The following is a 23,203-nucleotide window of genomic DNA, read 5'->3' on the forward strand; positions in this document are numbered from 1 at the left end:
AGGCGGGGCACTGTGGGTTTGCGGGGTGTGAGCCGCATGGATGCGGCGACCAAGCCCCCAGGGACGGGTTTACGGCGTCCCCGCAAACCCACAGTGCCCCGCCATCCCACGGAACGCACGCTGTTGCTGTTGCTTCGGCCGTGGCCGTTGCTATTGCTCTGGCGTGTAGCAGGTGCAGGGCGCAGCCCTGCCGAAAAACCTACTTCACCCGACGGCCCGCGCGGTCGATGCGGAACCACTCTCCGCCTTCCATCGGCGTGTGGCCATCGGCATCCGGCGTGCCGCGCCGACAGCCGTTGCAGACCTCGGCCACGCCATCCTGGAACGGCCACCCGAAATCGAAGGTGCCGGGCACCACCTGGCGGAACGTCAGGTCGAAGTAGCCGACGCGGTTGCCGACGCGGCCGCGCAGCAGGCCTTCCTGCGGTGTTTCCGGGCCGTTGTCCCAGGTCAGCACAGGCAGGCTGCGGCCCTTGCGGTCGACGTAGTGGAAGCCCTGGTCGGCATACACCACGGCCAGGCCGTGGTCGTCGTAGTTCAGGTTCTTCAGCGCATCGGCGCTGATCTTCGGCCGGTGATCGACCACCTCGCAGTTGGGCAGCGGCCACAACCCGTGTTCGTCGGTCAGCAGCTGGCAGGTCGGCGCCTGCGCCAGCGCGCTGGAACCGGCCAGTACGCCGAGCAGGACCAGCGACCGCGCGAAGCGGCCGCGGTCGAGGCGGGCCTGCCGCACGATCACTTGGCCTCGGCCTTGCGCTCGAAGGCCGTCGGTGCCGGCAGCTGCACCGGCACGCCCTTGTCATCGCAGGTGCCGGCCTGGCACAGGCGCTCGCGCAGGGCCGGGGTGGCCTGCACGATCATGTGGTAGATCGCGTTCTGTTCCAGCGTGCCGCGGATCGCCTTGCTGCCCGGGCCACGCGCCCAGATGCCGACATCCTCACCACCGTGCGATTCAGACTTCATCGGCACCAGTGCTTCCTGCATGTAGTCCGGATGCTCGGTGTCGACCTCGCGCAGGTTCGGGCGGCCGTTGGCCGGTTCGAAGCTGCTCGGGTTGTGCGGGTAACGCTTCGGGCCGGCCGGCTGCTGGTTGCTGCTGCCGGTATGGCCCGGGCCGTTGGCATAGCTCAGCGTGGTGTACGGCTGGCCGGTGCCGTCCAGCGCGTAGTCCAGCTTGCCGGCACCATCTTCGCCGCCCTTGTCCTTCACCTTGCCCAGGATCGGATTGCCACGTGCCGGGTAGCCGACGAAGTTCAGCGTATGCGAGTGGTCGGCGGTGACGATGATCAGGGTGTCGTCGGCCGAGGTCAGCTCGTTGGCCACGCGCACCGCGTCGGACAGCGCCACGGTCTCGGTCAGTGCACGGTAGGCGTTGCCGCTGTGGTTGGCGTGGTCGATGCGCGCGCCTTCGATCATCAGCACGTAGCCTTCCTGGTGCCTGGCCAGATTCCTGATCGCTGCAGCCGTCAGTTCGGCCAGGCTCGGCTCACCGCCCGGATCCTGCGGGCGCTCGTATTCGTAGCGCATGTGGTCCGGTTCGAACAGGCCGAGGATGGCCGGCGCATTGGCGGCCGCCGCCAGCTGCTTGCTGTTCCACACGTAGGCACCCTGCGGGTGCGCCTGCTGCCATTCCTGCACCAGGCTGCGGCCATCCAGGCGCTGGCCGACCTTGTCGTCGTATTCCGGATCGCGCTCTTCCACGGTGGTGAATTCACCGCGACCGCCGCCGAGAGCGACCAGCGGGCCGCGCCCATAACGCGAGGTCGACAGCAGCTGCTGTGCGATGTCCTTGCAGCCTGCAGCCTTGGCCGCTTCAGTCAGGTCGGTGTCGTTTTCCCAGTTGCGCTCGGGCGAGTGCGCATAGGTGGCAGCAGGGGTGGCATGGGTCAGGCGCGCGGTGGACACCACACCGGTGGCCAGGCCGGCGCTGTCGGCCAGCTGCAGCCAGGTCAGCAGGCCCTTGGACAGGCTGTCGGCGCAGTCGGTGCGGCTGCCGGCGCTGACACCGATCGCGCCCATGTGGGTCTTCACGCCGGTGGTGATGGCGGTCATGGTGCCGGCCGAGTCCGGCGTCTGCGAATCGGTGTTGTAGGTCTTGCTGAACGCCGTGGCCGGGAAGCGCTCCCAGGACAGCAGGTTCTCCTCGCCCGAGCCACCCTTCTGCTGGCCTTCGTAGATGCGCGCGGCGGCCACGGTGGTCAGGCTCATGCCGTCGCCGAGGAACAGGATGACGTTCTTCGCCTTGCCGGACATCGCGCCGTTGGCGGCGGCCTGGGCGGCGCCACTGCGGTACCACCATTGCGGGGTCTCGCCGGCCGGATGGGCGACCGGGTCGACGGCGACCTTCAGGCCGGCCGGGGCAGAGGCGGGGGGGGTGCTGGCGCAGGCGCCCAGCAGCAGGGTGGTGGCGCAGGCGGCCAACAGGGAGACGGAACGGCGCATGGACGCTGGGATCTCACAAACTGTAACGGGACGTTCATTATGCCCGCCCCTGCAAGGCACGCCGATGACACACTGATTTGCCGGCCGGGCGGTCGTTCTGCGGGCCGCCTTGGGCTATCGTGCCAGCATCCCTTCCTTCCCCTCTGGATTGCCTATGAAGCTGGTCTCTGCCTGGCTGCGGATTCCATTCTGGCAGCGCGTGGTCGGTGGCTTCGTGCTCGGCGCGCTGGCCGGCTGGGCGCTTGGCCCGGCCGCGGAAACGTGGTTCGGCCCGCTCGGTGAGCTGTACGTCACCCTGATCAAGATGATCGCCGTGCCGCTGGTGTTCTTCGCGGTCATCAACGCAATCTCGTCGCTGCACGGGCAGAAGTCGGTCGCCGCGCTCAGTGGCCGCACCTTCCTGTGGTTCGTGATCACCGCGGCGCTGGCGGTATGCGTTGGGCTGGGCGTGGGGACCGTGCTGCAGCCCGGTGCCGGCGGGCTGCAGCTGACAATGGCCAGCAACTACGTGCCGCGCGAAGTGCCCAGTGTGGTGCAGGTGCTGCTGGACGTGGTGCCGGCCAATGTCTTCTACGCGCTGTCCGGCATCGGTACCAAGGTCAATGCGGCCGGTGAGACCGTGCTGGCGGCCGGTCGCGGCTCGATCCTGCCGGTGATCTTCTTCGCTGGCCTGGTGGGCTTTGCCATCGTCAAGCTGGGCGAGAAGGTGACCGAGGCGCGCAAGCTGGTCGGCCAGATGAGCGACATCATGATCCAGGTGACCCGCTTCGTGCTGGAAGTCACCCCGATCGGTACCTTCGGCCTGATCGCCGGCCTGGTCGGCAGCTATGGCTTCGAGAAGCTGCTGCCGCTGGGCCATTTCGTGCTGGCCCTGTACGTGGCCTGCGCCCTGCACATCGTGGTGGTCTACAGCGCGCTGCTGCTGGCGCACGGCCTGAACCCGCTGAAGTTCTTCCGCGGCGCGGCGCCGGGCATGCAGGTGGCCTTCGTCAGCTCGTCCAGCTTCGCCGCGATGCCGGTGGCGCTGCGTTCGATCACCCACAACCTGGGCGTGAACAAGGACTACGGTTCATTCGCGGTGCCGCTGGGCGCCAGCATCAAGATGGATGGCTGCGGCGCGATCTATCCGGCGCTGTGCGCGGTGTTCATCGCGCAGTACAGCGGTGTGCCGCTGACCCCGGAGCAGTACGTGGTGGTGCTGATCGCCTCGGTGCTGGGCAGCTTCGGTACGGCCGGCGTGCCGGGTACCGCGGTGATCATGGCCACGGTGGTGCTGAGCGCAGCCAACCTGCCGCTGGAGACCATCGGCTATCTGTATGCCATCGACCGCATCCTCGACATGATGCGCACGATGACGAATGTGACCGGCCAGATGCTGGTGCCGGTGATCGTGGCCAAGGAAACCGGGCTGCTGGACCAGGCGGTGTATGACAATCCGTCCAGCAATGTGGGCGTGGACGATCCTGACCCGACACCGCCACGCAGCTGAGGTTGCGTGGAGATGAAAGGCCCGCCCTGACCGGCGGGCCTTTCGTTTGGGAGATGGCTGACGCGCTGCCGGCCGTGGTAGATCCACGCCATGCGTGGATGGAGGCGGTGCCGACCAAGGTCGGCAGCTACCCACCATTACGCGGGCCCAACAAAAAAGCCGCTGCAGGGCAGCGGCTTTGCTTTGCGTATCAGGCGGCGCTGTGACGCCAGCCGGTCAGAGGTCGACCCGGCGGGCCTGCATGAACTTGTTGCCCCAGTAGCCACTGAGCAGGGTGTCCACGCGGACGTCCTTGCCCGAGCTCGGCGCATGCAGGAAACGGCCATCGCCGACGTAGATGCCGACGTGGTCGACGCGGCCCTTGCGGCCGAAGAACACCAGATCACCCGCGGCCAGCGCGGTGCGGTCGTTGATCAGTTCGGCATTGTCATCGTGGGCCATCTCGCGCGAGACGCGCGGAAGTTCGATGCCCAGGGCCGAACGGAACACATAACCGACCAGACCGCTGCAGTCGAAACCGCTGTCCGGGTTGCTGCCACCCCAACGGTACGGGGTGCCCAGCAGGGTCATCGCGCGGCGCAGCAGCGACTGCACCTTGCCGTTGTCGGCGGCGGTGCCGATGACGCTGCCATTGGCGGCGCTGCTGGTGTCGTAGTTGGCGAGCAGGCGGCTGAGGTCGCCGGCCACCACGGCCGAGCGGTCCATCAGCGGAATGGTGTCGTTGGCGGCCAGGTGCGGCAGCAGGGCGGCCAGCGTGGCACTGGCGGCGGCATCGACGCGGCTGCGCTGCGGAGCGGCAGCCTCGGCCTTGGCGGCCGGTCGGGCGGTGCTCTCGGCCACCGGGGCCGGGGTCACATCGGAACGGTTCGGAGCAGTCTGCGACCAGGCCGGAAGGCTGGTCAGACACAGTGCCAGGCCAAGCAACAGCGGGCGGGCACTACGTGAAGATACGGAAGTCTGGCCTTCGCTTTTCAGGTCGTCAGTCGTCACGCGTCGGTCACAGGAAAAAAACGATGGGGCATCATGCCCTGTAAAAGCGCGGATAAGTTAAAAATTCCGTTAGTAATTCGTTAGTTGCACAGTGATGTCCGTCACAGTTTTGAATATATCGCCTGTTCATTTTAGCGAAGGACGCGTTTCGCCCCTGTGTAGTGGTCCTTCCAGTAGGGACCGCTGAGCGAGTCCAGGCGCACGGTGCCGCCGGTGCTCGGCGCATGCACGAAACGCCCTTCACCTACATAAATACCGACGTGGGTGACGCTGCCGCGGCTGCCGAAGAACACCAGGTCGCCGGTGGCCAAGCGCTGCGGGTCGATCTTCGGGCCCTGCACCGCCGCCAGGTCGCGGGAGGTGCGCGGCAGCCGCAGGTCCAGCATCTCGCGATAGACATAAGCGACCAGGCCGCTGCAGTCGAAGCCCGAATCCGGGGTGTTGCCGCCATAGCGGTAGGGCGTGCCGACCAGGCTGATGGCGCGCATCAGCACCGAGTTGGCAGCCTCGGGGTTGTCCGGCACGGTCTTTGGCCAGTTCGCCGTGGGCGGGGGCGGGGCCGGGCGGGTGGCCTTGCCACCGCCACAGGCGGTCATCAACAGGGGCAGGGCCAGCAGCAGGGCCGGGGCGAGAAACCGGCGCTGGCCGGACGAAACTGGCGTGATGTGCATGATCTCCGGATAATGCGCCACCTTGGATTGGCCGTCATGATGGCGGCGTCCCCGCCGGGCGACAACCCGCCCCAACCCGCCTGCCTCCGGCAGATCCAGACAGAGTTGCGCATGAAGATCGAAAAAGACCGCGTTGTCCGCTTCCACTACACCGTTTCCGAAGTCGGCCAGGAGCCGATCGAATCGTCCAAGGACCGCGGCGAGCCGCTGGCGATCCTGATCGGTCACGGCAACATCATCCCGGGCCTGGAAAACGCCATGATGGACAAGGAAGCCGGCGCGACCTTCAACGTCGACGTCAAGGCGGCCGATGCCTACGGCGAGCGTCGTGAGGGCCTGTCCCAGCGCGTGCCGAAGAAGCACTTCGGCAATACCAGGCTGGCGCCGGGCCAGCAGGTCGTGCTGCAGACCAACTTCGGCCCGCGTGCGGTGACCGTGCAGAAGGTCGGCATGAGCGTCGTCGACGTTGACCTGAACCACCCGATGGCTGGCAAGGACCTGCACTTCGACGTCGAAATCGTCGACGTGCGCGAAGCCGGCAAGGAAGAGCTGGACCACGGCCACGTCCACGGCGACGGCGGTCACCAGCACTGATCGCAGCGCGATCGTGATGGCAGCAATGGCCCGCTTCGGCGGGCCGTTGCGTTTCTGGAACACGCCGCGGCCATCCATGGTGCACGGGCCGGCGGCATAATGGCGGACCTGCCTGACGGACGCCCCGTGAACGCCGCTTCTCCTTCCCTGCAGCCGGTGGCTTCCGGCGAACGCATCGCCGTGCTGGACGTGCTGCGTGGTGCTGCGCTGCTGGGCATCCTGCTGATGAACATCGAGGCTTTCAGCGGCCCGCTGGACCTGGCCTTCACCGGCATTGACGTGCACTGGCGGGGCATCGATTACTGGGCCGACGCCTTCGTCTATGTGTTCGTGCAGGGCAAGTTCTTCACCCTGTTCTCGCTGCTGTTCGGTGCCGGCTTTGCGGTGATGGCACAACGCGCCGAGGTGGCCGGGCGCGACTTCACCCCGTTCTACCTGCGCCGCAGCGCCGGCCTGCTGCTGATCGGCCTGTGCCATGCACTGCTGGTCTGGTCCGGCGACATCCTGGTGATGTATGCGCTGGTCTCGTTGCCGTTGCTGGCCTGCCGCGAGGCGCCGCGCAGCTGGCTGCCGTGGATGGGCGTGATCGTCTACCTCGGCGGTGTAGCGATGATGCTGCTGGTGGGTGCGATGGTGTCGATGGCGTCGGCCGAAGAGGTGCAGGGCATGCTTGCCGAGGCGCAGCAGAGCATCGACCTGCAGCGGCAGGTGTACGGGCAGGGCAGCTGGGCGCAGGCCACTGTGCAGCGCCTGAGCGAGTTCGGCACCTCGATGGGCGCGTTGCTGATCAGCGGCCCGGAAGTGCTGGGCATGTTCCTGCTCGGCAGCTGGTTCGCCGGCAGTGGCGCGCTGGCGACGCCGGAGCGCTTCCCGCGGCTGTACGCGTCGCTGCGCTGGATCGCACTGCCGCTGGGGCTGCTGGTCACGCTGCTGGGGGTTGCCTGGAAACCCTACCTTGCACCCGGCGCCTACAACCTGCCGGTGACCGCGGCGATGGCCCTGGTCACGGTTGGCGGGCTGCCGATGTGCCTGGGCTACCTGGCGTGGATCGTGCACTGGCGCACGCGGCTGGCGTGGCTGGCGCCGGTGGGGCGCATGGCGTTGACCCACTATCTTGGCCAGTCGCTGCTGTGTACCTGGACCTTCTACCACTACGGCCTGGGCAGGTTCGAGATGATGCCGCGCAGCGTGCAGCTGCTGTTCGCGCTGCTGTTGTTTGCCGTGCAGGTGGCTGTTTCGCACGCGTGGCTGGCGCGCTTCCGCTTTGGTCCGATGGAATGGCTGTGGCGTGCAATGACCTACCGGCAGTGGCCACCGATGCGGCGCAGGACGAAGCAGGGGTGAGCGATGAGCGCGCACGCGCTGTGCCGATCGGCCGCGCGCCCGCGCATCCTCACGTCTGGCCTGCAGCGGGGCATGGCATGCTCGGCGTCAGCATGAGCGCCGGCATCGGCCAGCGGATCGCCGATCTCGTCTGCGGCCACACGCCAGCGATCGATCCTGCCCCTTACCGACCCGAGCGATTCCGATGAGCACTGCATCCTATGATTACGACCTGATCGTCCTTGGCGGCGGCTCCGCCGGCCTGGCCGGTGCGATCCGCGCCGCGCAGCATGGCAAGCGCGTGGCAATGCTGGAACCCGGCGAACTGGGCGGAACCTGTGTCAATGTCGGCTGCGTGCCGAAGAAGGCGATGTGGCTGGCGGCCGACCTGCACGAGCGCATCGGCCTGGCCAATGCGATGGGCTTCGATGTCGAGGCACGCCCGGCGCTGTCGTGGAAGGAACTGGTGATCCATCGCCAGGCCTACATCAGCAACATCCACACCAGCTACCACAAGCGCCTGGACGAAACCGGCGTGGTGCGCATTCCGGCACGTGGCCATCTGCTTGATGCGCACACCGTGGCCTGCAGTGATGGCGTGCACTACAGCGCCGAACACATCCTGATCGCCACTGGCGCGCATCCACTGCGTCCGGATATTCCCGGCGCGGAGCTGGGCCTGGTCTCCGACGATTTCTTCGACCTGCGTGCGGCGCCGGCCGAGGTGGCGATCATCGGTGGTGGTTACATCGCGGTGGAGCTGGCTGGCCTGCTGCAGGCGCTCGGCAGCCGCGTGAGCCTGCTGGTGCGCGGCAAGCGCCTGCTGGAGCGCTTCGATTACGAGCTGACCGATCAGCTGGCCGAGAACCTGAAACAGCAGGGCGTGCGGATCCATTTCGACTATCGCCTGCGCGAACTGCAGCGCGATGGCGAGCGCGTGCGGGCGTTCGGCCATGACGGCCCGATCGACAGTGTGTTCGATGCGGTGTTCTTCGCTGCCGGCCGCCGCGGCAACAGCCGTGGCCTGGGTCTGGAAGCGCTCGGCATCGACATCGGCGAGCACGATCAGGTGCAGGTGGACGAGTGGCAGACCACCCGCGTGCCGAGCGTGCACGCGGTCGGTGACATCGCCGGCAAGGTCGGCCTGACCCCGGTGGCGGTGGCCGCTTCGCGGCGGCTGATGGACCGCCTGTTCGGGGGGCGCCCGCAGTCCAAAATGGATTACGAGAACGTGGCCAGCGTGGTGTTCTCGCATCCGCCGCTGGGCGCGGTGGGCATGAGCGAGGAAGAAGCGCGCCGGCGTTTCGACCAGGTGAGCGTCTACCACAGCCGCTTCCGCCCGATGCTGCAGGCGCTGGCCAATGGTACCCAGCGCAGCCTGTTCAAGATGGTCTGTGCCGGCCCGGAAGAACGCGTGGTAGGCATCCACCTGCTGGGCGAAGCGGCCGACGAGATCCTGCAGGGCTTTGCGGTGGCGGTGAAGATGGGCGCGACCAAGGCCCAGTTCGACGACACCGTGGCGATCCACCCGACCTCGGCCGAAGAAGTGGTGCTGATGCGCTGAGCCGGGATGTTGTAGGGCCGAGCCCTGCTCGGCAGCCTTTCGCACCGGCCTGGCGACGCCGAGCGCAGGCTCGGCTCTACAGGGCAGCGGGCGCCCCCATGCGACAATGAGCGACCCCCACGCCTTGCCGGGCCGCTCTGCGCGGCCCGCCGTCGTCCTGATGTCCACTCCCGCTTCCCGCATTGCCACTGCTTCCCCACGCATTGCGCTGGGCGGCATCGGCCTGGCCGCGATCGGCGCCATCGCCGCGTCGGGCAAGGCGATCATCGTCAAGCTCGGCCTGCGCCACGGCGTCGATGCCACCACGCTGCTCGCCCTGCGCATGCTGATGGCGCTGCCCCTGTTCGCGTTGATGGCAGCGTGGGCCGCGCGCCGGGCCGAGCCGTTGTCCTGGGCCGACCGTGCCCGCGTGCTGTGGCTGGGCTTCACCGGCTACTACCTGTCCAGCCTGCTCGACTTCCAGGGACTGCAGTACATCAGCGTGACCCTGGAGCGGCTGATCCTTTACTTGAACCCGACCCTGGTACTGCTGATCAACGTGCTGCTGGCGCGCCAGCGGCCGGGCCGCTGGCAGATCGGTGCGCTGGTGCTGAGCTACCTCGGCGTGCTGCTGGCCTTCGGCCACGATTTGCAGCGCGAGGGTGGGCAGATCATCGTCGGCAGCCTGCTGGTGCTGGGCAGTGCCCTCAGCTATGCGCTGTACCTGTTCGGCAGTGGGCAGGTGGTCGCGCGCATCGGTGCGGTGCGGCTGACCGCCTATGCCAGTTGCGTGGCCAGCGTGCTGGTGCTGCTGCATTTCGCGGTGACCCATCCGCTGCCGCTGCTGTGGCAGGCACCGGCGCCGGTGCAGTGGCTGTCGTTGGTCAATGCCACCGTGTGCACGGTGCTGCCGGTGCTGGCGATCATGCTGGCGGTGCAGCGCGTGGGTTCGTCGCTGGCCGCGCAGGTCGGTATGCTGGGCCCTGTTTCCACCATCGTGATGAGCCTATGGCTGCTCGACGAACCGATGGGGCCGGCGCAGATCGCCGGCACCGTGCTGGTGCTGATCGGCGTTCTGCTGGTGACCCGCCTGCGGCGCTGACGCCGGAGCAGGCGCGTGCGCGCATCCTGGCGGTGATCCGCGCAATCCCGGCGGGGCAGGTGATGGGCTACGGCCAGGTGGCGATGCGCGCGGGCCTGCCCGGGCGTGCACGCCTGACCGCACGCATCCTGGGCCAGAACGACGACCCGGACCTGCCCTGGCACCGCGTGCTGCGCTCGGACGGGCGCATTGCCATGGAAGAAGGGTCGGCCGGCTGGCGCGAGCAGTCACAACGGTTGCGCGCCGAGGGTGTGCGGGTGGAGAACGGCCGGGTGCGGATGCCGGCGACCGATCCGGCGGCGGCGCTGGACGCAGCGGTGTGGGGCCCGGGCTGAGCACCGCTGGCGACTGAACAGGCCGGACCTGCGGGTCGCCAACAAGACACGATGCTGCGGCTATGATGGAGGCCGTTCCATGCCGGTGCTCCCATGTTCCCGCGACTGCCAACCGTCACCAAGGCCCTGCTGATCGCCAACGCGATCCTGTTCCTGCTGCAGCAGCCGTTCCTGCTCGGCATGCAGACCTTCGAGCCGTTCATGCTGCAACCGTTGCAGCAGGGCTTCGACGCGTTCTCGCCGGGCGGCAACTTCCAGCCCTGGCAGCTGCTGACCTACGGCTTCCTGCATGGCAGCTTCGGCCATCTGTTCTTCAACATGCTGGCGGTTTTCATGTTCGGCGCGCCGTTGGAGCAGACCTGGGGCGAGAAGCGCTTCCTGCTGTACTACCTGGTGTGCGTGGCCGGTGCCGGTGTCTGCCAGCTGCTGGTGGGTACGCTGCTGGAAAACCCTGCCACGGTGCTGGGCGCCTCCGGCGGCGTGTTCGGCCTGCTGCTGGCCTACGGCATGCTGTTCCCGAACCAGCGGGTGATGCTGCTGTTCCCGCCGATCCCGATGAAGGCGCGCACTTTCGTGATCCTGTTCGGTGTGGGCGAGCTGGTGCTGGGCATGACCGGCTGGCAGCCGGGCGTGGCCCACTTCGCGCACCTCGGCGGCATGCTGTTTGGCTGGTTGCTGATCCGCTACTGGCGCGGGCAGCCGCCGTTCAAGCGCCGCCCGCCCGGCCCACCGAAGCGCCCGAACCATCTGCGCAGCGTCAAATGATCCGAAGGCTCATTTGACGCTGCAGGTGCCGACCGTTGGTGGGCACGCCTCTACAGATCCTGCAACACCACCTGCGCCGCGTTGTGCCCCGGTGCACCGGTGACGCCACCGCCGGGGTGTGTGCCCGAACCGCACAGGTACAGCCCGGGCAGGGCGCCACGATAGCCGGCCTGGCCGACCATCGGCCGTGCCGAGAACAGCTGGTTGGCGCTCAGTGCGCCGTGGAAGATGTCGCCGCCGACCAGGCCGAAGGTGCGTTCCAGATCCAGCGGCGACAGCACCTGCCGACCGAGCACGCTGGCGGTGAAGCCGGGCGCATGCCGTTCGACGGTGGCGATCATCAGGTCGGCCACGGTCTCCCGGTGATCGTCCCAATGGCGGCCTTCAGGCAACACCGGCGCCACATGCTGGCAGAACAGGCTGGCCACGTGCTGCCCGGGCGGCGCCAGCGAATCGTCCAGCGTGCTCGGAATCAGCATTTCCACGATCGGTTCGCGCGCCCAACCGTCGCGGCGCGCATCCAGCCAGGCGCGGTCCATGTAATCCAGGCTGGGTGCCATGATGATGCCGGCGCTGAGGTGATCGCCGGGCCCGGGCAGGGCGCGGAACTCCGGCAGCCGCGACAGCGCCACGTTCATCCGGAACGTGCCGGAACCGCAGCGCCAGTTCGCCATGCGTTCGCGTGTCGCGTTGGGTACCTGTGCCGGTTCCAGCAATTGTTCGTACAGCAGTTTCGGATTGACGTTGGCGACCACCGTGCGTGCGCGCAGGATCTCGCCGTTGGCCAGTTCGACGCCCACCGCGCGGCCCTGTTCGATTCGCACGCGCTGCACGCCGGCCTCCACGCGCAGTTCCGCTCCGGCCTCGCGTGCCGAGGCTGCAATCGCCTGGCTGATCGCGCCCATGCCGCCGATCGCATGGCCCCACGCACCCTTCACGCCATTGCACTGGCCGAATACGTGGTGCAGCAGTACGTAGGCACTGCCCGGTGTATAGGGGCTTGCGTAGTTGCCGACGATGCCATCGAAGCCGAACAGCGCCTTGATCGGTTCGCTTTCGAACCAGCGATCCAGATACTCGGCTGCCGACAGCGTGAACAGGTCCAGCAGCTCCTGCCGCAGCGAGGCATCCAGCGTGGCCAGTTCACGACCAAGACGACCCATCTGCCACAGCGCAGGCAACGCGCGCCAACCACCCGCAACGCCGGCATCCGGTGGCGCGCGCAGGGCCCACGCGCGCAGCACATCGGCGAAGATCTCCAGGCGCGCTTCGTATTCGGGAAGCCGCTGCGCATCCCGCTCGGAGAACTTCGCGACCTCTGCCTGGGTGCGGCCCGGTGCCGACAGCAGATAACGACCATCCTCCATCGGCAGGAAGTTGTTGACCGGGCGATTGATGATGCGCAGCCCATGCGCATGCAGTTGCAGGTCGTCGATCACCTTCGGCTGCAGCAGGGACACCGTGTACGACGCCACCGAGTTGCGGAAGCCGGGATGGAATTCCTCGGTGACTGCGGCACCGCCGAGAACGCCACGACGTTCCAGCACCAGCACCTTCTTTCCAGCGCGCGCCAGATAGGCCGCGCAGACCAGGCCGTTGTGGCCGCCACCAACGACGATCGCATCCCAGGACATCAACACCTCGCAAAAAGGGGACGGAGGGGATTAAGTCGCAATCTGCATCTGCACACGGGGCATGGGGAGAAACGACTTAATCCCCTCCGTCCCCTTTTTTGATTGCCGCTTCGATGGTGGCGATGTCGATCTTCTTCATCGGCATCATCGCGTTGAAGGCGCGCTTGGCCAATGCCTTGTCCTTGCTGGTCACGGCTTCGATCAACATGCGCGGGCTGATCTGCCAGGAGATGCCCCAGCGATCCTTGCACCAGCCGCATTGGCTCTCCTGTCCACCGTTGCCGACGATCGCATCCCACAGGCGGTCGGTCTCGGCCTGGTCCTCGGTCTGGATCTGGAAGGAAAACGCTTCGCTGTGCTTGAACGCGGTGCCGCCGTTGAGGCCGACGCAGGGAATGCCGCAGACCGTGAACTCGACCGTCAGCACGTTGCCTTCCTTGCCATCCGGAAAGTCGCCGGGGGCGTGATGCACGGCGATCACCGCGCTGTCGGGCAGGATGCTGGCGTAGAAGGTGGCGGCCTCAAGCGCGCCGTTGTCGTACCAGAGGCAGATCGTGTTCTTGTGTGCCATGTCGGGGCTCCGCGATGGACGAAGCCGCAGCGATAGCACGCGCGGTGTTAACCCGGGATCGTGCTGCACCCGCAAAAAAGGGCGCCCGAAGGCGCCCCCTGTACTACGGGTAGTGCGCGTGGCTCAGCGCCAGACCTTGATCTGGTCGGCTTCGCTGCGCTGCATCGGCTGGCCGGCCTTGCAGCTGAAGGTGGCACCGAATGCCGGCAGGTTGGCCAGCGTGCCGTTGCTGCGCCACAGGCCCGGCGCGCGGATGTCGGCGGTCAGGCGGCGCACGGCCTCGTTCGGCGACAGCTGCTGTGCCCACAACGCCGACCAGGCGCGGAAGAAGCCCTGCTGCTGTGCCGGCTTGGCCTTCGGCTCCTGCGCGGTATAGGCCGCCCAGGCCAGTTCCAGACCGGCGATGTCGGCCAGGTTCTCTTCCTGGGTGAGCGTGCCGTTGACCTTGGCACCCTTCACGCCCGGGAAATCGTAGGCGCTGTACTGCGCGGCCACGCGGTTGCCAAGCAGGGTCCAGGCGGTCTTGTCGGCCGGGGTCCACCAGCTGCGCAGTTCGCCCTTGGCGTCGACCAGTGCACCCTTGGCGTCGATCGCACGGGTCAGCTCATGGCCGACCAGGCCACCGAAGCTGCCGAACTTGTCGGCGGCGTCGGCCTTGGCATTGAACACCGGGCCCTGCAGGATCGCCGCGGTAACGATCAGGCGGTTCTGTGCCAGGTCGTAGGCCAGCGACGGCTGCTGCGGCAGCACGTCCCAGCGGCGGTCGGCGTTGCCCTTGCCGATGCGCTTCATTTCCTCGCGGTGGCGCCAGGTCGACGCGATCAGCATGTTGCCGCCGAACGAACCGCGGCCCATCGGCTGCACGCTGTAGTCGAGGTCGCGCAACGGGGTGCCGATCTCGATCTTCAGCGCAGCCAGCTTGGCCTGCGCTTCGGTCTTGGCTTCGGCGCTCATCCAGCTGTTGTTCTTGACCGCCTCGATCTGCACTTCGCGCAGCTTGTCGACGATCCACGCCGCCTGGCGACGGTCTTCGGCCGACAGGTAACGGGCCGCATATTCGCGGCCGACCATCGGGCCGGCGGCCACGTTGATCGCCTCCAGCACGTCTTCCCAGCGCTGCGGCGGCAGCGTTTCGCCACGCAGCACGCGGCCACGGAATTCAAACTCCGCGTCGCGGTAGGCCTTGGACAGGTACGGTGCCATCGAGTCGCCCACGCGCCAGCGCAGGTAGGCCTTCCACTGGTCCGGCTTGAGCTTGGTGACCATGCCATCGAGCTGCTTGAACAGGCCCGGGTCGGCCAGCGAGACCAGGTCGTCGTCCACGCCCTGTGCCTTCAGGAACGCGTCCAGCTGCAGGTTGCGGTAACGGCTGTTGAGCTCCTTGGTGGAGATCGGCGCGTAGTTGTTGAACGGGTTGTTGATGCCGGCCAGCGATTGCGCATTGCGCGCCAGCTCGGTCTCCAGCGCGATCACCGACTGCGATTCGGCATCGAGCCTGGCCGCCGGGGTGCCGGTCAGCGCCAGGATCTGCTTGACGTAGTTGCGGTAGCGCCCCATCAGCGCCACGGTATCGGCGTCGGTGCGGGTATAGAACGCCGGGTCCGGCAGGCCCATGCCGCCCTGCATGAAGTAACCGATGTGGCGGTCCAGTGCCTTCAGGTCGACGTCCGGGCCGAAGTTGAAGGCCACCGGGATGCCCACCTGGTGCAGCGCGGCGATCGAGGCCGGCACATCCTTGGCCTTCTTGATGGCGTTGATGCGGGTCAGCAGCGGCGCGATCGGGTTGGAGCCGTCCGCTTCCACGGCGGCTTCGTCCAGGCCGCTGGCCCAGAAGTCGCCCAGCAGCTTCTGCACGTTGCCCTGCGGCGACTTCATCGCGGCGTCGAGCAGTTCACGCTGCTGCTGGCGGCTGCGCTCGACCAGCTGGCCGAGCGCGGTGGTGGCACCGGTCTGCGGCACCGGGTTGGCCTTCAGCCAGCCTGCATTGGTGGCGTCGTAGAAGTCGCTGCACTGGGCGCTGACGGCCGGGGCGCGCGCGGCCTTCTTCTTGGCGGCGAACGCATCGTGGGTCGGGACCAGGGTCGCCAGGCTGATGCCCAGGGCGATGGCAAGCGGACGGAAATTGGGCATGTGGAACGAATCCGTGATGGATTGAGGGCGCGCGCACTATAGCAAGCTGTGCATGGGCGCGGCATGCACGCGTCACGGTGGCGCCGCTGGGCCGTGCGCCGACCAGGGTCGGCATCTACCAACGGCCTGAGCCATGCGTGGATGACGGGCGCTGTGAAAAACAAAGGCCCGGGATTCCCGGGCCTTTGCAGGTCTGCCGCAGCGTCAGCCGTGGCTTACCAGATCACCACCTGCTGCTCGCCGGTGCGGGCCATCGGCGAACCGGCCTTGCACTGGAACGCAGCAGCGAAGGTCGGCAGGTTCGACGGCGCACCCATGGCACGGAACTGCGCCGGGGCGTGCGGGTCGGTGGCCAGGCGGACCTTGGCGTTTTCCGGGGTGTACTTGGTGCGCCACACGGTGGCCCAGTTGAAGAAGAAGCGCTGGTCGCGGGTGAAGCCGTCGACCTTCGCATCTTCCTTGCCGGCGGTCGCCTTCTGCAGGGCGTCGTAGGCGGTGGCCAGGCCGCCCAGGTCGGCGATGTTCTCGCCCAGGGTCAGGTGGCCGTTCACTGCCTGGCCGTCGACCTTGTACTGGTCGAACTGCTTGACCAGCTTGCCGGTGAGGCCTTCGAAGTTCTTCTTGTCGGCCGGGGTCCACCAGTCTTCCATGTTGCCGGTCGGCCCGAAGCGTGCGCCCTGGTCGTCGTAACCGTGGGTCATCTCATGGCCGATCACCGCACCGATGCCGCCGTAGTTCAGCGCGTCGTCGGCCTTCGGATCGAAGAACGGCGGCTGCAGGATGGCGGCCGGGAACACGATCTCGTTCTGCAGCGGGTTGTAGTAGGCGTTGACGGTCTGCGGGGTCATGCCCCACTCGGTCTTGTCCACTGGCTTGCCGATCTTGGACAGGTTGAACTTGTAGTTGAACTCGTTGGCCGCGCGCACGTTGCCCAGGTAGCTGTCGCGCTGGGTCTGCAGGCCCGACCAGTCGCGCCACTTGTCCGGGTAACCGATCTTCGGGGTGAAGGTTTCCCACTTGGCGATGGCCTTGGCCTTGGTTTCCTCGCTCATCCAGCTCAGGCCCTGGATGCGGTCCTTCAGCGAGGCGGCCAGGTTCTTCACCAGTTCTTCCATCTTCGCCTTGGCTTCCGGCGAGAAGGCAACCTTCACGTACAGCTGGCCGAAGGCTTCACCGGCATCGTTTTCGATGGTGCCCAGCACACGCTTCCAGCGCGGCTTCTGCTCCTTCTGGCCGTTGAGGGTCTTGCCGTAGAACTCGTAGTTCTCCTGCACGAAGGCATCGGCCAGGTACGGCGAGGCGCTGTCCACGGTGTGGAAGCGCAGGTAGGCGCGCCACACCGACGGATCGGTGTCGGCCAGCGACTTGCTCACTTCCTCATGGAAGGCCGGCATGGCCAGCGAGAACTTCTCCGGCGCGGCCACGCCCTGCGACTTGAAGAACTCGGTCCAGCTGAAGTTCGGGGTCAGCTTGTCGGCGTCGGCCAGGGTGACCGGGTTGTAGTACAGCTCGACGTTGCGCGACAGCTCCACGCGCGACTTGGAGGCCTTGGCCAGGCGGGTTTCGAACTTGACCACGTCCTCGGCCTGCTTGGCTGCATCGGCCGCGGCCACGCCGGACAGCTCCAGCACCTTGGCGACATGCGCCTGATAGGCCTTCAGCTTGTCGGCGTTCTTGGCATCGGTGTAGTAGGTGGTATCCGGCAGGCCCAGGCCGCCCTGGCTGGCATAGGCCATGTTCACGCCGGAGTTCTTGAAGTCGGCTTCAGCGCCGAAGCCGAACAGGAGGTTGTCACCCTTGGCGGCGCTGGTGCGCAGGTAGTTGGCGATGGCCGCCTTGTCCTGCAGGCCGTCGATCGCAGCCAGGTCGGCCTTCAGCGGCTCGATGCCCTGGGCGTTGATCTTGGCTTCGTCCATGCCGGTGGCCCACAGGTCGCCGACGATCTTCTCGATGTGGTTCGGGTTCTTGACCTGCGCAACCTGTTCGGCCAGCTGGTGCTGCACGGCCACCGAACGCTCGTCGAGGATGGTGAACGCGCCCCAGCTGGTGCGGTCGCCCGGGATTTCATTGGCGGCCAGCCACTTGCTGTTGACGTAGTCGCCGAAGGCGGTGCACGCGTCCTTGGTGGTGTCCAGGTCGCTCGGCTGGAAGGCGTTGTAGGCCGGCAGCTTGCTGTCGTCCAGCTTGTAGGTGGTGGCTTCGGCGGTGGCCGGGGCGGGGGTCGCGGCATCCTTGGCCGGGGTTTCGTTCTTGCCGCAGCCGGCCAGCACGGCCGACACGGCCAGGCTGAGCAGGACGATCTTGGGAGTGCGCGTCATCACTATTCTTGGCCTCCAGGCCGAGTGAGTCAGGGAGAAGCCGCAGGTACGGCCGTGGGCCGAACGATACGCCGCCGGCCTGGCCTGCAAGGGTGTCGAAGGTCATGTCCGGGCGCAAGGGCCAGAACGTGCAAGGGCGCCCCGTGGGCGCCCTCGCAGGAAGCGGTGCGGCTTACAGGCCGCCGCCGCCGCAGCCCTTGCCCAGGTAGTCGTCGATCAGCCTGAGCTGGTCACCCATGATCGCGCGGGTCCAGGCGGGACCATGCGCGTAGTCGGCGATGGCGTGGAACTCGACCGGCTGCCCCGAACCCCTGGCCTTGTTCACGAACCACTCCGACTGCTCGATCGGCACCGTGCGGTCGCGGTCACCGTGGTAGACCATCAATGGAATCTTCATTTCACCGGCCTTGTCGACCGGGTTGAGGCCGGCCACGGTCGGCGCCTGGGCCTGGCGGAAGAAGGGGTTGGTATAGAAGCGCGACCAGATCTTCTTGATGTCCGAAACGCCGGCACCGGCGATGGCGCACTTGTACAGGCCATTGGGACGCACCGAAGCCGCGAACGCCGAGTAGCCGCCATAGGAGAAGCCGAACATGGCGATGTGGCCGGGCTGGGCGATCTTCTGGTCGATCATCCACTGCGCGCCATCGTCCTTGTCGTCCTGCATCTTCTGGCCCCATTCGGCATCACCGGCCATCCACAGCTTGCGGCCCCAGTCGGCCGAGCCGCGGAACTGCGGGCGCAGGACCGCCATGCAGCGTGATGCCATCAGTGGTACCCACATCGAGCCGTCGAAGTCCATGCCATCGCGTGCCCACGGGCCGCCGTGCGGATGCACCACGGCTTTCCACGGGCCGGCACCGCACAGCTCGGTGCTGGGCGTGGTCAGGAATGCCGGAATGTCCAGCCCGTCGCGTGCCTTGTAGTAGACCAGCCGGGTGGTGCCCAGCGCGGCTGGCTGGATCTGCGGATAGGTCTTGGCCAGCAGGGTCAGCTTGCCGTCGTGCAGCAGGTGATACTCGGGCGGGTTGGAAGGGCCGGAGGTAGCCACCAGCACATTGGAAAGATCGGCGGTGTAGTCGACGATGCGGTAGCTCAGGCCTGTATCGTAGTTGGCGGTGTAGCGCTGGCCGTTCGCGGTATCGACCATCGCCAGCGGCTCCTGGCGGATGCCAAGCGCCTGGCGCAGCCCCTGGTCCAGGGCCTTCATGCGCGGAGAGGTCCACTGGATGTCGTCGCCGCGCGGACCGGCGTAGCCGATTCCCATGATCTCGCCGAAGGGTACCGCACCGCTGCGGTGGCGGTTGATCAGCATCGAGCCGGCGTTGAACAGTTTGTGCTCGAACAGCACTTCCTTCTGCTTGCGGGCCGTGATGTCGTACTCGTAGACGATTGATTTGTCGCGGCCGACATTGCTGAGTACGAACGCGATGTTCGGATCATCGGCAAAGCCGATCACCTGGTTGACGTCGCGGTTCTTCACGTAGGAGCGGAAATGCTCCTCCCAGGCACCGTTGGCAGGCGAGCGGAACTCGGTGGCGACGTAGGCGCCGGTACCGTCGACGTCCTGCCGCAGGCGTGCCCGCAGTTCACTGTCCAGGTCGGTGATATAGCCCGCCACGCGCTCTTCGGTCTTCTGGATGCGCTGGGAGGTGAAGTTGCGCAGGTCGACCTTGTAGACGTCACCGGAACTGCTGCCCGAACCGTTGACCACCAGGATGTGGTCGGGATCGTTGGGCAGGGTGTCGAGCACCGTGGCGTTGGCCAGTGCCTGCTCGAGCTCTTCATTGCGACTGGAGGCGCGCGGCGGCGTGATCGGCTCCTTCCACTGCTTGCCTTCGATGTCGGTGATGAAGAACTTGCTGACGAAGGTCTTGGTCACCCGGTCGGCGCGCAGGTCGTAGGGTTGCCACAGCACGACGGCCAGCTGTCCGTTCTTGATGAACGACACGCTCTGGAACTTCATGCGGTTGGCGCCGATCACCGTGGGTGGCTTGTCCAGTGCATCGGTCCGCCAAACCACGATCACGCGCTCCTCGCCATCGGCGCGAAGGCCGGCGATGTGTTTTCCGTCTGGTGACAACGACAGGCTGGAGATGGCCGGGAAGGCGGCCATCTGTTCGATGGTGGGCGCCGCAGGCTTGGCGTGCAGCAACGGTGAAAGGCTGGCCAGGGCCGCCAGCAGCAGGGCTCGCTTCATTGCAACCTCGGAATGCGTTGGCACCGGCCTGCGGAGAATCCGGTGCCTGAAATGGAACCGCCGCCCCGAAGGGCGGCGGTTGCAGGGAGCAGGATCAGAACGAACGCGTGATGTTCAGGAAGTAGCTGCGACCGAAGTAGTCGAAGCCGCTGTACAGCAGCGCGTTGCCGACGGTGCTGTAGACACCCTGCGAGATGGTCGGCGGCTTGCGGTCGGCGAAGTTGCGCACGCCACCGGTGACCGACCACTTGTCCGCTTCATACTTCACCGAGATGGCCTGCAGGAAGTAGTTCGGGGTGTACAGCTTGTACGCCGAGGTGGCCGGATCGAAGTCACCCGGGTTGCGCTCCTCGTAGTACGCGTAGCTGTCCATCTTGTCGATCCAGTCCAGGCCGTAACGCACCTGCCAGTTCTTCCACTTGTAGCTCAGGTCCAGCGAGGCGGTGTTTTCCGGACGCGACAGCATGCCGTTGTAGTCCACCAGCGGATCGTCGGAGAAGACCTTGCTGGCCTGTTCCAGGTAGTGGGTGAACTGCAGCGTGGTGCGCAGGGTGCCCGGGCCGATTTCGCGGACATAGCGGGTGGTGAAGTCCAGGCCACGGACCTTGTCGGTGGACAGGTTGATGAAGCCGTTGGTCACCACCAGTTGGTTGTTGACCGGGTTGCGGGCCACCAGGCGGCACAGACCCGAACCGGAGGAGAAGTCGGCACTGCCGCTGTCGTAGCAGCGCGACAGGATGTTCGCGCCGCCCGCGCTGTCGACGCCGTTCTTCACTTCGATGTCGAAGTAGTCGGCGGCGAAGGACAGGTCACCGAAGCCGCTGCCGAATTCCGGCTGGATCACCACGCCCAGGGTCTTGGCCTTGGAGGTTTCGGCTTCCAGGCCGGCCTCGGCACCACCCTGGGTGACCACGGTCACGCCCTGGGTGGCCAGGTAGTCCGGTGCCAGGCCCAGCGATGCGCAGTTCTGGTAACGCGGCGAGCTCGGGTTGCGATCACCATACTCGTTGCAGGGGTCGGCACTGCTGCTCAGGAAGCCGGTGGTGCCGCCCAGGAACTGTTCGAACAGCGCCGGTGCGCGGTAGGAGGTGCCGTACGACGCACGGAACGACAGCCACTTCACCGGGGTCCACAGCGCGCCGATCTTGTAGGTCTCGTCCGAGCCGTAGGACTTGTAGTCGGTGTAGCGGCCGGACAGGTTGACCGTCAGTTCCTCGGCAGCGGTGACGCCGGACAGCAGCGGCAGTTCCAGTTCGCCGTAGGCTTCGAACACCGAGTCCGAACCGCGGGTCGGAGTGGCGTTGGTCAGGTTGTACAGGTCGGCATTGATCGAGTACGGCGACGGGGTGTCGTCGATGCGTGCCTTGCGGTACTCGACGCCGAATGCACCACCGGCCGAACCGTACGGCATGTCGAACAGCGGGCCGTTGACGTTGAAGTTGACCGTCGTTTCCTTGTACAGCGTGTTGCCGGTGACCGGCACGAACACCCAGTCCTTCCAGTCCTGCGGCAGCTTGCCACCGATGGTGTTGGTGTTCAGCGCCGGCGCGGCGATGCAGCCGTTGGAACCGTCCCGGCAGACATAGCCACCGGCACCGTTGGAGACCACGTCCAGGCTCTGGCGCAGGCGGCTGGTCAGGAAGCTCTCGAAGGTGTAGTCGGCGTCGCTGCGCGAGTGCATGACGTTGAAGTCATAGTTCCACTCCGAGCTCAGGTGGCCACGCAGGCCGGCATTGAAGCGCAGGAAGTCGACGTTCTGCTTGTTGGTGTCGTTGCCGAAACCGATGAACGCACGCACGCCCAGGTTCTTGCCGCTGGTCTGGTCGGTCGGAGCACCGGCAACGCTGTCACGCAGGTTGGCCGGGATCAGCGGGCTGCCCACGGCATAGTCCAGGGTCAGCTGGCGATAGCCGGTCTGGGTCGACTTGCGCTTGTTGCCCAGGAACTCGTAGTACAGCTCGGCATCGCCCAGTGCGTTGAGGTCGAAGCCACCCTGCAGGTACAGGGTGTGGGTCTTGGTCGGCGAGATCAGCGACTGGTTGCGCATGGCCGGATCGAAGGTGTCGCGGGTGTTCAGGTCCACGCCTTCGTAGCCCACCAGGCCGGTGGTGATGGCCGCATTCGGGCGCCAGCGGTTGAAGCGGGTGCCGGCGCCGCCCGGGGCCGCAACACCGGTACGGGTGTTGGTGCCGATGGTGTTCAGCGTGGTGCCGCCGGCATCGAGCGACCAGCACTTCGGCTTGCCGGTCAGCGGGTCGATGAAGTCGCCGCTGCCCCAGTAGTCGCCCGCGTCGATGTCGCGGTACATGTCGGTCGGGCAGCCACCGGCCCAGCTGCGGTCGGCCAGGGTCAGCTCGTTGCGGGTGTAGTACTCATAGGAGCCGGAGAAGTGCGAGCGCTCGCCGGTGGCACCGAACATGATGGAGTAACGGCGCTCTTCACCGCCGCCGCCATCGGTGGCGTTGTGCTGTGCTTCGAAGCTGACGCCATCGACCTTCTTCTTGGTGATGATGTTGATTACGCCGGCAACGGCGTCGGAGCCGTAGATCGAGGACGCACCGTCCTTCAGGATTTCGACGCGGTCGACGATCGAGTTCGGCAGCACGTTCAGGTCGGTCGAGCCCACCGAGCCGCGGGTACCGGCCGGCGACACGCGGCGGCCATTGAGCAGGATCAGGGTGCGGGTCGGGCCGAGGCCGCGCAGGCCCAGGGTGTTGGCGCCCGGGCCACCGTCGGTGACGTAGCCGCCATAGGCGTTGTTGATCTGCGCCGCACCGGCGGTGACCGCGGTGCTCTGCAGGGCCGCCGTGGTCGAGTTGAAGCCGGCCAGGGTGGTTTCTTCACGGGTGACGACCTGCACCGGCGAGACCGAGTTGAACACGTCGCGGCTGATGCGCGAGCCGGTGACGGTCACCGTATCCAGATTGGTGGCCTTGGACTTGGATGCCTCTTCGGTGGTCTGCGTCGAGCCCGAGGCGTCCTGTGCGATCGCCGGGGCAGCCGCAGCGAGCAGCACGGCGGAGGCGAGGGCGAAGCTCAGCGGGTGCTTGCTGAGCGACTTGCGATTGATCATCTGAAATCCCCTTGAATCGAATG

17 protein-coding genes and 1 pseudogene are annotated in these 23,203 nt (G+C 66.6%); 8 read left to right on the forward strand and 10 right to left on the reverse strand.

All coding sequences use genetic code 11. The annotated features are described in order from the left end of the window. Positions 1-199: 199 nt before the first annotated feature. Complete coding sequence (locus VG561_RS17480; protein WP_414611897.1) at positions 200-739, reverse strand: WG repeat-containing protein; 540 nt, start codon at positions 737-739, stop codon at positions 200-202. Beyond that, positions 736-2,442, reverse strand: a complete 1,707-nt coding sequence (locus tag VG561_RS17485; protein WP_197575403.1) for an alkaline phosphatase — start codon at positions 2,440-2,442, stop codon at positions 736-738. The genes VG561_RS17480 and VG561_RS17485 overlap by 4 nt, the downstream gene beginning before the upstream one ends. 154 nt (positions 2,443-2,596) lie before the next feature. On the opposite strand from VG561_RS17485, the gene VG561_RS17490 reads away from it, so the two are divergent. Further along, positions 2,597-3,931 (forward strand): dicarboxylate/amino acid:cation symporter, encoded by a 1,335-nt coding sequence (locus tag VG561_RS17490; protein ID WP_014647927.1) that lies wholly within the window; start codon positions 2,597-2,599, stop codon positions 3,929-3,931. Positions 3,932-4,147: 216 nt separating this feature from the next. Here the strand turns inward: VG561_RS17490 and VG561_RS17495 are convergent, their stop codons facing one another. Further along, complete coding sequence (locus VG561_RS17495; RefSeq protein WP_197575401.1) at positions 4,148-4,921, reverse strand: C40 family peptidase; 774 nt, start codon at positions 4,919-4,921, stop codon at positions 4,148-4,150. Positions 4,922-5,052: 131 nt separating this feature from the next. Then, positions 5,053-5,592 carry a C40 family peptidase gene (locus tag VG561_RS17500; RefSeq protein WP_026347086.1) on the reverse strand — a complete coding sequence of 180 codons (540 nt, stop codon included), beginning with the start codon at positions 5,590-5,592 and terminating at the stop codon, positions 5,053-5,055. Between the two features lie 111 nt (positions 5,593-5,703). On the opposite strand from VG561_RS17500, the gene VG561_RS17505 reads away from it, so the two are divergent. From VG561_RS17505 to VG561_RS17535, 7 genes and pseudogenes are all read left to right on the forward strand, one after another. Beyond that, complete coding sequence (locus VG561_RS17505) at positions 5,704-6,186, forward strand: FKBP-type peptidyl-prolyl cis-trans isomerase (RefSeq protein WP_423179842.1); 483 nt, start codon at positions 5,704-5,706, stop codon at positions 6,184-6,186. Positions 6,187-6,285: 99 nt separating this feature from the next. Then, a complete protein-coding gene (locus VG561_RS17510) occupies positions 6,286-7,530 on the forward strand; it encodes a DUF418 domain-containing protein (RefSeq protein ID WP_041863671.1) in 1,245 nt (414 codons plus the stop codon). Positions 7,531-7,556: 26 nt separating this feature from the next. After that, positions 7,557-7,718, forward strand: a pseudogene (locus VG561_RS17515) (amino acid dehydrogenase); the annotation flags it as partial. Beyond that, positions 7,715-9,073 (forward strand): glutathione-disulfide reductase, encoded by a 1,359-nt coding sequence (gorA, locus tag VG561_RS17520; RefSeq protein ID WP_049442360.1) that lies wholly within the window; start codon positions 7,715-7,717, stop codon positions 9,071-9,073. The pseudogene VG561_RS17515 and the gene gorA, both read left to right, overlap by 4 nt. Before the next feature lie 160 nt (positions 9,074-9,233). Continuing rightward, the gene (locus tag VG561_RS17525) at positions 9,234-10,154 is read left to right on the forward strand and encodes a DMT family transporter (RefSeq protein ID WP_014647921.1); all 921 of its coding nucleotides are present in this window, start codon (positions 9,234-9,236) and stop codon (positions 10,152-10,154) included. Continuing rightward, positions 10,061-10,489, forward strand: coding sequence for an MGMT family protein (locus VG561_RS17530; protein ID WP_401730001.1), 429 nt, complete (start codon positions 10,061-10,063; stop codon positions 10,487-10,489). The genes VG561_RS17525 and VG561_RS17530 overlap by 94 nt, the downstream gene beginning before the upstream one ends. Before the next feature lie 93 nt (positions 10,490-10,582). After that, positions 10,583-11,254, forward strand: a complete 672-nt coding sequence (locus tag VG561_RS17535) for a rhomboid family intramembrane serine protease (protein WP_014647919.1) — start codon at positions 10,583-10,585, stop codon at positions 11,252-11,254. Between the two features lie 50 nt (positions 11,255-11,304). Here the strand turns inward: VG561_RS17535 and VG561_RS17540 are convergent, their stop codons facing one another. The 6 genes from VG561_RS17540 to VG561_RS17565 form a co-directional block, all read right to left on the reverse strand. Next, positions 11,305-12,888 (reverse strand): phytoene desaturase family protein, encoded by a 1,584-nt coding sequence (locus VG561_RS17540; RefSeq protein ID WP_014647918.1) that lies wholly within the window; start codon positions 12,886-12,888, stop codon positions 11,305-11,307. Positions 12,889-12,964: 76 nt separating this feature from the next. Beyond that, positions 12,965-13,459 (reverse strand): VOC family protein, encoded by a 495-nt coding sequence (locus VG561_RS17545; protein ID WP_014647917.1) that lies wholly within the window; start codon positions 13,457-13,459, stop codon positions 12,965-12,967. Positions 13,460-13,582: 123 nt separating this feature from the next. Next, positions 13,583-15,589 carry a M13 family metallopeptidase gene (locus VG561_RS17550; RefSeq protein WP_069116157.1) on the reverse strand — a complete coding sequence of 669 codons (2,007 nt, stop codon included), beginning with the start codon at positions 15,587-15,589 and terminating at the stop codon, positions 13,583-13,585. A gap of 215 nt (positions 15,590-15,804) precedes the next feature. Further along, positions 15,805-17,907 carry a M13 family metallopeptidase gene (locus VG561_RS17555; protein ID WP_032957470.1) on the reverse strand — a complete coding sequence of 701 codons (2,103 nt, stop codon included), beginning with the start codon at positions 17,905-17,907 and terminating at the stop codon, positions 15,805-15,807. A 172-nt stretch (positions 17,908-18,079) separates the two neighbouring features. After that, positions 18,080-20,107: a prolyl oligopeptidase family serine peptidase gene (locus VG561_RS17560; RefSeq protein ID WP_262093459.1), complete on the reverse strand. Its 2,028-nt coding sequence runs from the start codon at positions 20,105-20,107 to the stop codon at positions 18,080-18,082. Between the two features lie 94 nt (positions 20,108-20,201). Next, a complete protein-coding gene (locus tag VG561_RS17565) occupies positions 20,202-23,180 on the reverse strand; it encodes a TonB-dependent receptor plug domain-containing protein (protein WP_014647913.1) in 2,979 nt (992 codons plus the stop codon). Between the last annotated feature and the right edge of the window lie 23 nt (positions 23,181-23,203).

The organism is Stenotrophomonas sp. CASM110, assembly GCF_049384345.1.
Taxonomy (GTDB): domain Bacteria; phylum Pseudomonadota; class Gammaproteobacteria; order Xanthomonadales; family Xanthomonadaceae; genus Stenotrophomonas; species Stenotrophomonas muris.

Bases quoted from the DNA above. Each gene is read 5' to 3' on its own strand.
- VG561_RS17530 (WP_401730001.1), top strand. From the start codon at position 10,061: ATGGCTGCTCGACGAACCGATGGGGCCGGCGCAGATCGCCGGCACCGT.
- VG561_RS17540 (WP_014647918.1), bottom strand. From the start codon at position 12,888: ATGTCCTGGGATGCGATCGTCGTTGGTGGCGGCCACAACGGCCTGGTC.
- VG561_RS17525 (WP_014647921.1), top strand. From the start codon at position 9,234: ATGTCCACTCCCGCTTCCCGCATTGCCACTGCTTCCCCACGCATTGCG.
- VG561_RS17505 (WP_423179842.1), top strand. From the start codon at position 5,704: ATGAAGATCGAAAAAGACCGCGTTGTCCGCTTCCACTACACCGTTTCC.
- VG561_RS17565 (WP_014647913.1), bottom strand. From the start codon at position 23,180: ATGATCAATCGCAAGTCGCTCAGCAAGCACCCGCTGAGCTTCGCCCTC.
- VG561_RS17490 (WP_014647927.1), top strand. From the start codon at position 2,597: ATGAAGCTGGTCTCTGCCTGGCTGCGGATTCCATTCTGGCAGCGCGTG.
- VG561_RS17535 (WP_014647919.1), top strand. From the start codon at position 10,583: ATGTTCCCGCGACTGCCAACCGTCACCAAGGCCCTGCTGATCGCCAAC.
- VG561_RS17485 (WP_197575403.1), bottom strand. From the start codon at position 2,442: ATGCGCCGTTCCGTCTCCCTGTTGGCCGCCTGCGCCACCACCCTGCTG.
- VG561_RS17550 (WP_069116157.1), bottom strand. From the start codon at position 15,589: ATGCCCAATTTCCGTCCGCTTGCCATCGCCCTGGGCATCAGCCTGGCG.
- VG561_RS17560 (WP_262093459.1), bottom strand. From the start codon at position 20,107: ATGAAGCGAGCCCTGCTGCTGGCGGCCCTGGCCAGCCTTTCACCGTTG.
- VG561_RS17500 (WP_026347086.1), bottom strand. From the start codon at position 5,592: ATGCACATCACGCCAGTTTCGTCCGGCCAGCGCCGGTTTCTCGCCCCG.
- VG561_RS17510 (WP_041863671.1), top strand. From the start codon at position 6,286: ATGGCGGACCTGCCTGACGGACGCCCCGTGAACGCCGCTTCTCCTTCC.
- VG561_RS17555 (WP_032957470.1), bottom strand. From the start codon at position 17,907: ATGACGCGCACTCCCAAGATCGTCCTGCTCAGCCTGGCCGTGTCGGCC.
- gorA (WP_049442360.1), top strand. From the start codon at position 7,715: ATGAGCACTGCATCCTATGATTACGACCTGATCGTCCTTGGCGGCGGC.
- VG561_RS17545 (WP_014647917.1), bottom strand. From the start codon at position 13,459: ATGGCACACAAGAACACGATCTGCCTCTGGTACGACAACGGCGCGCTT.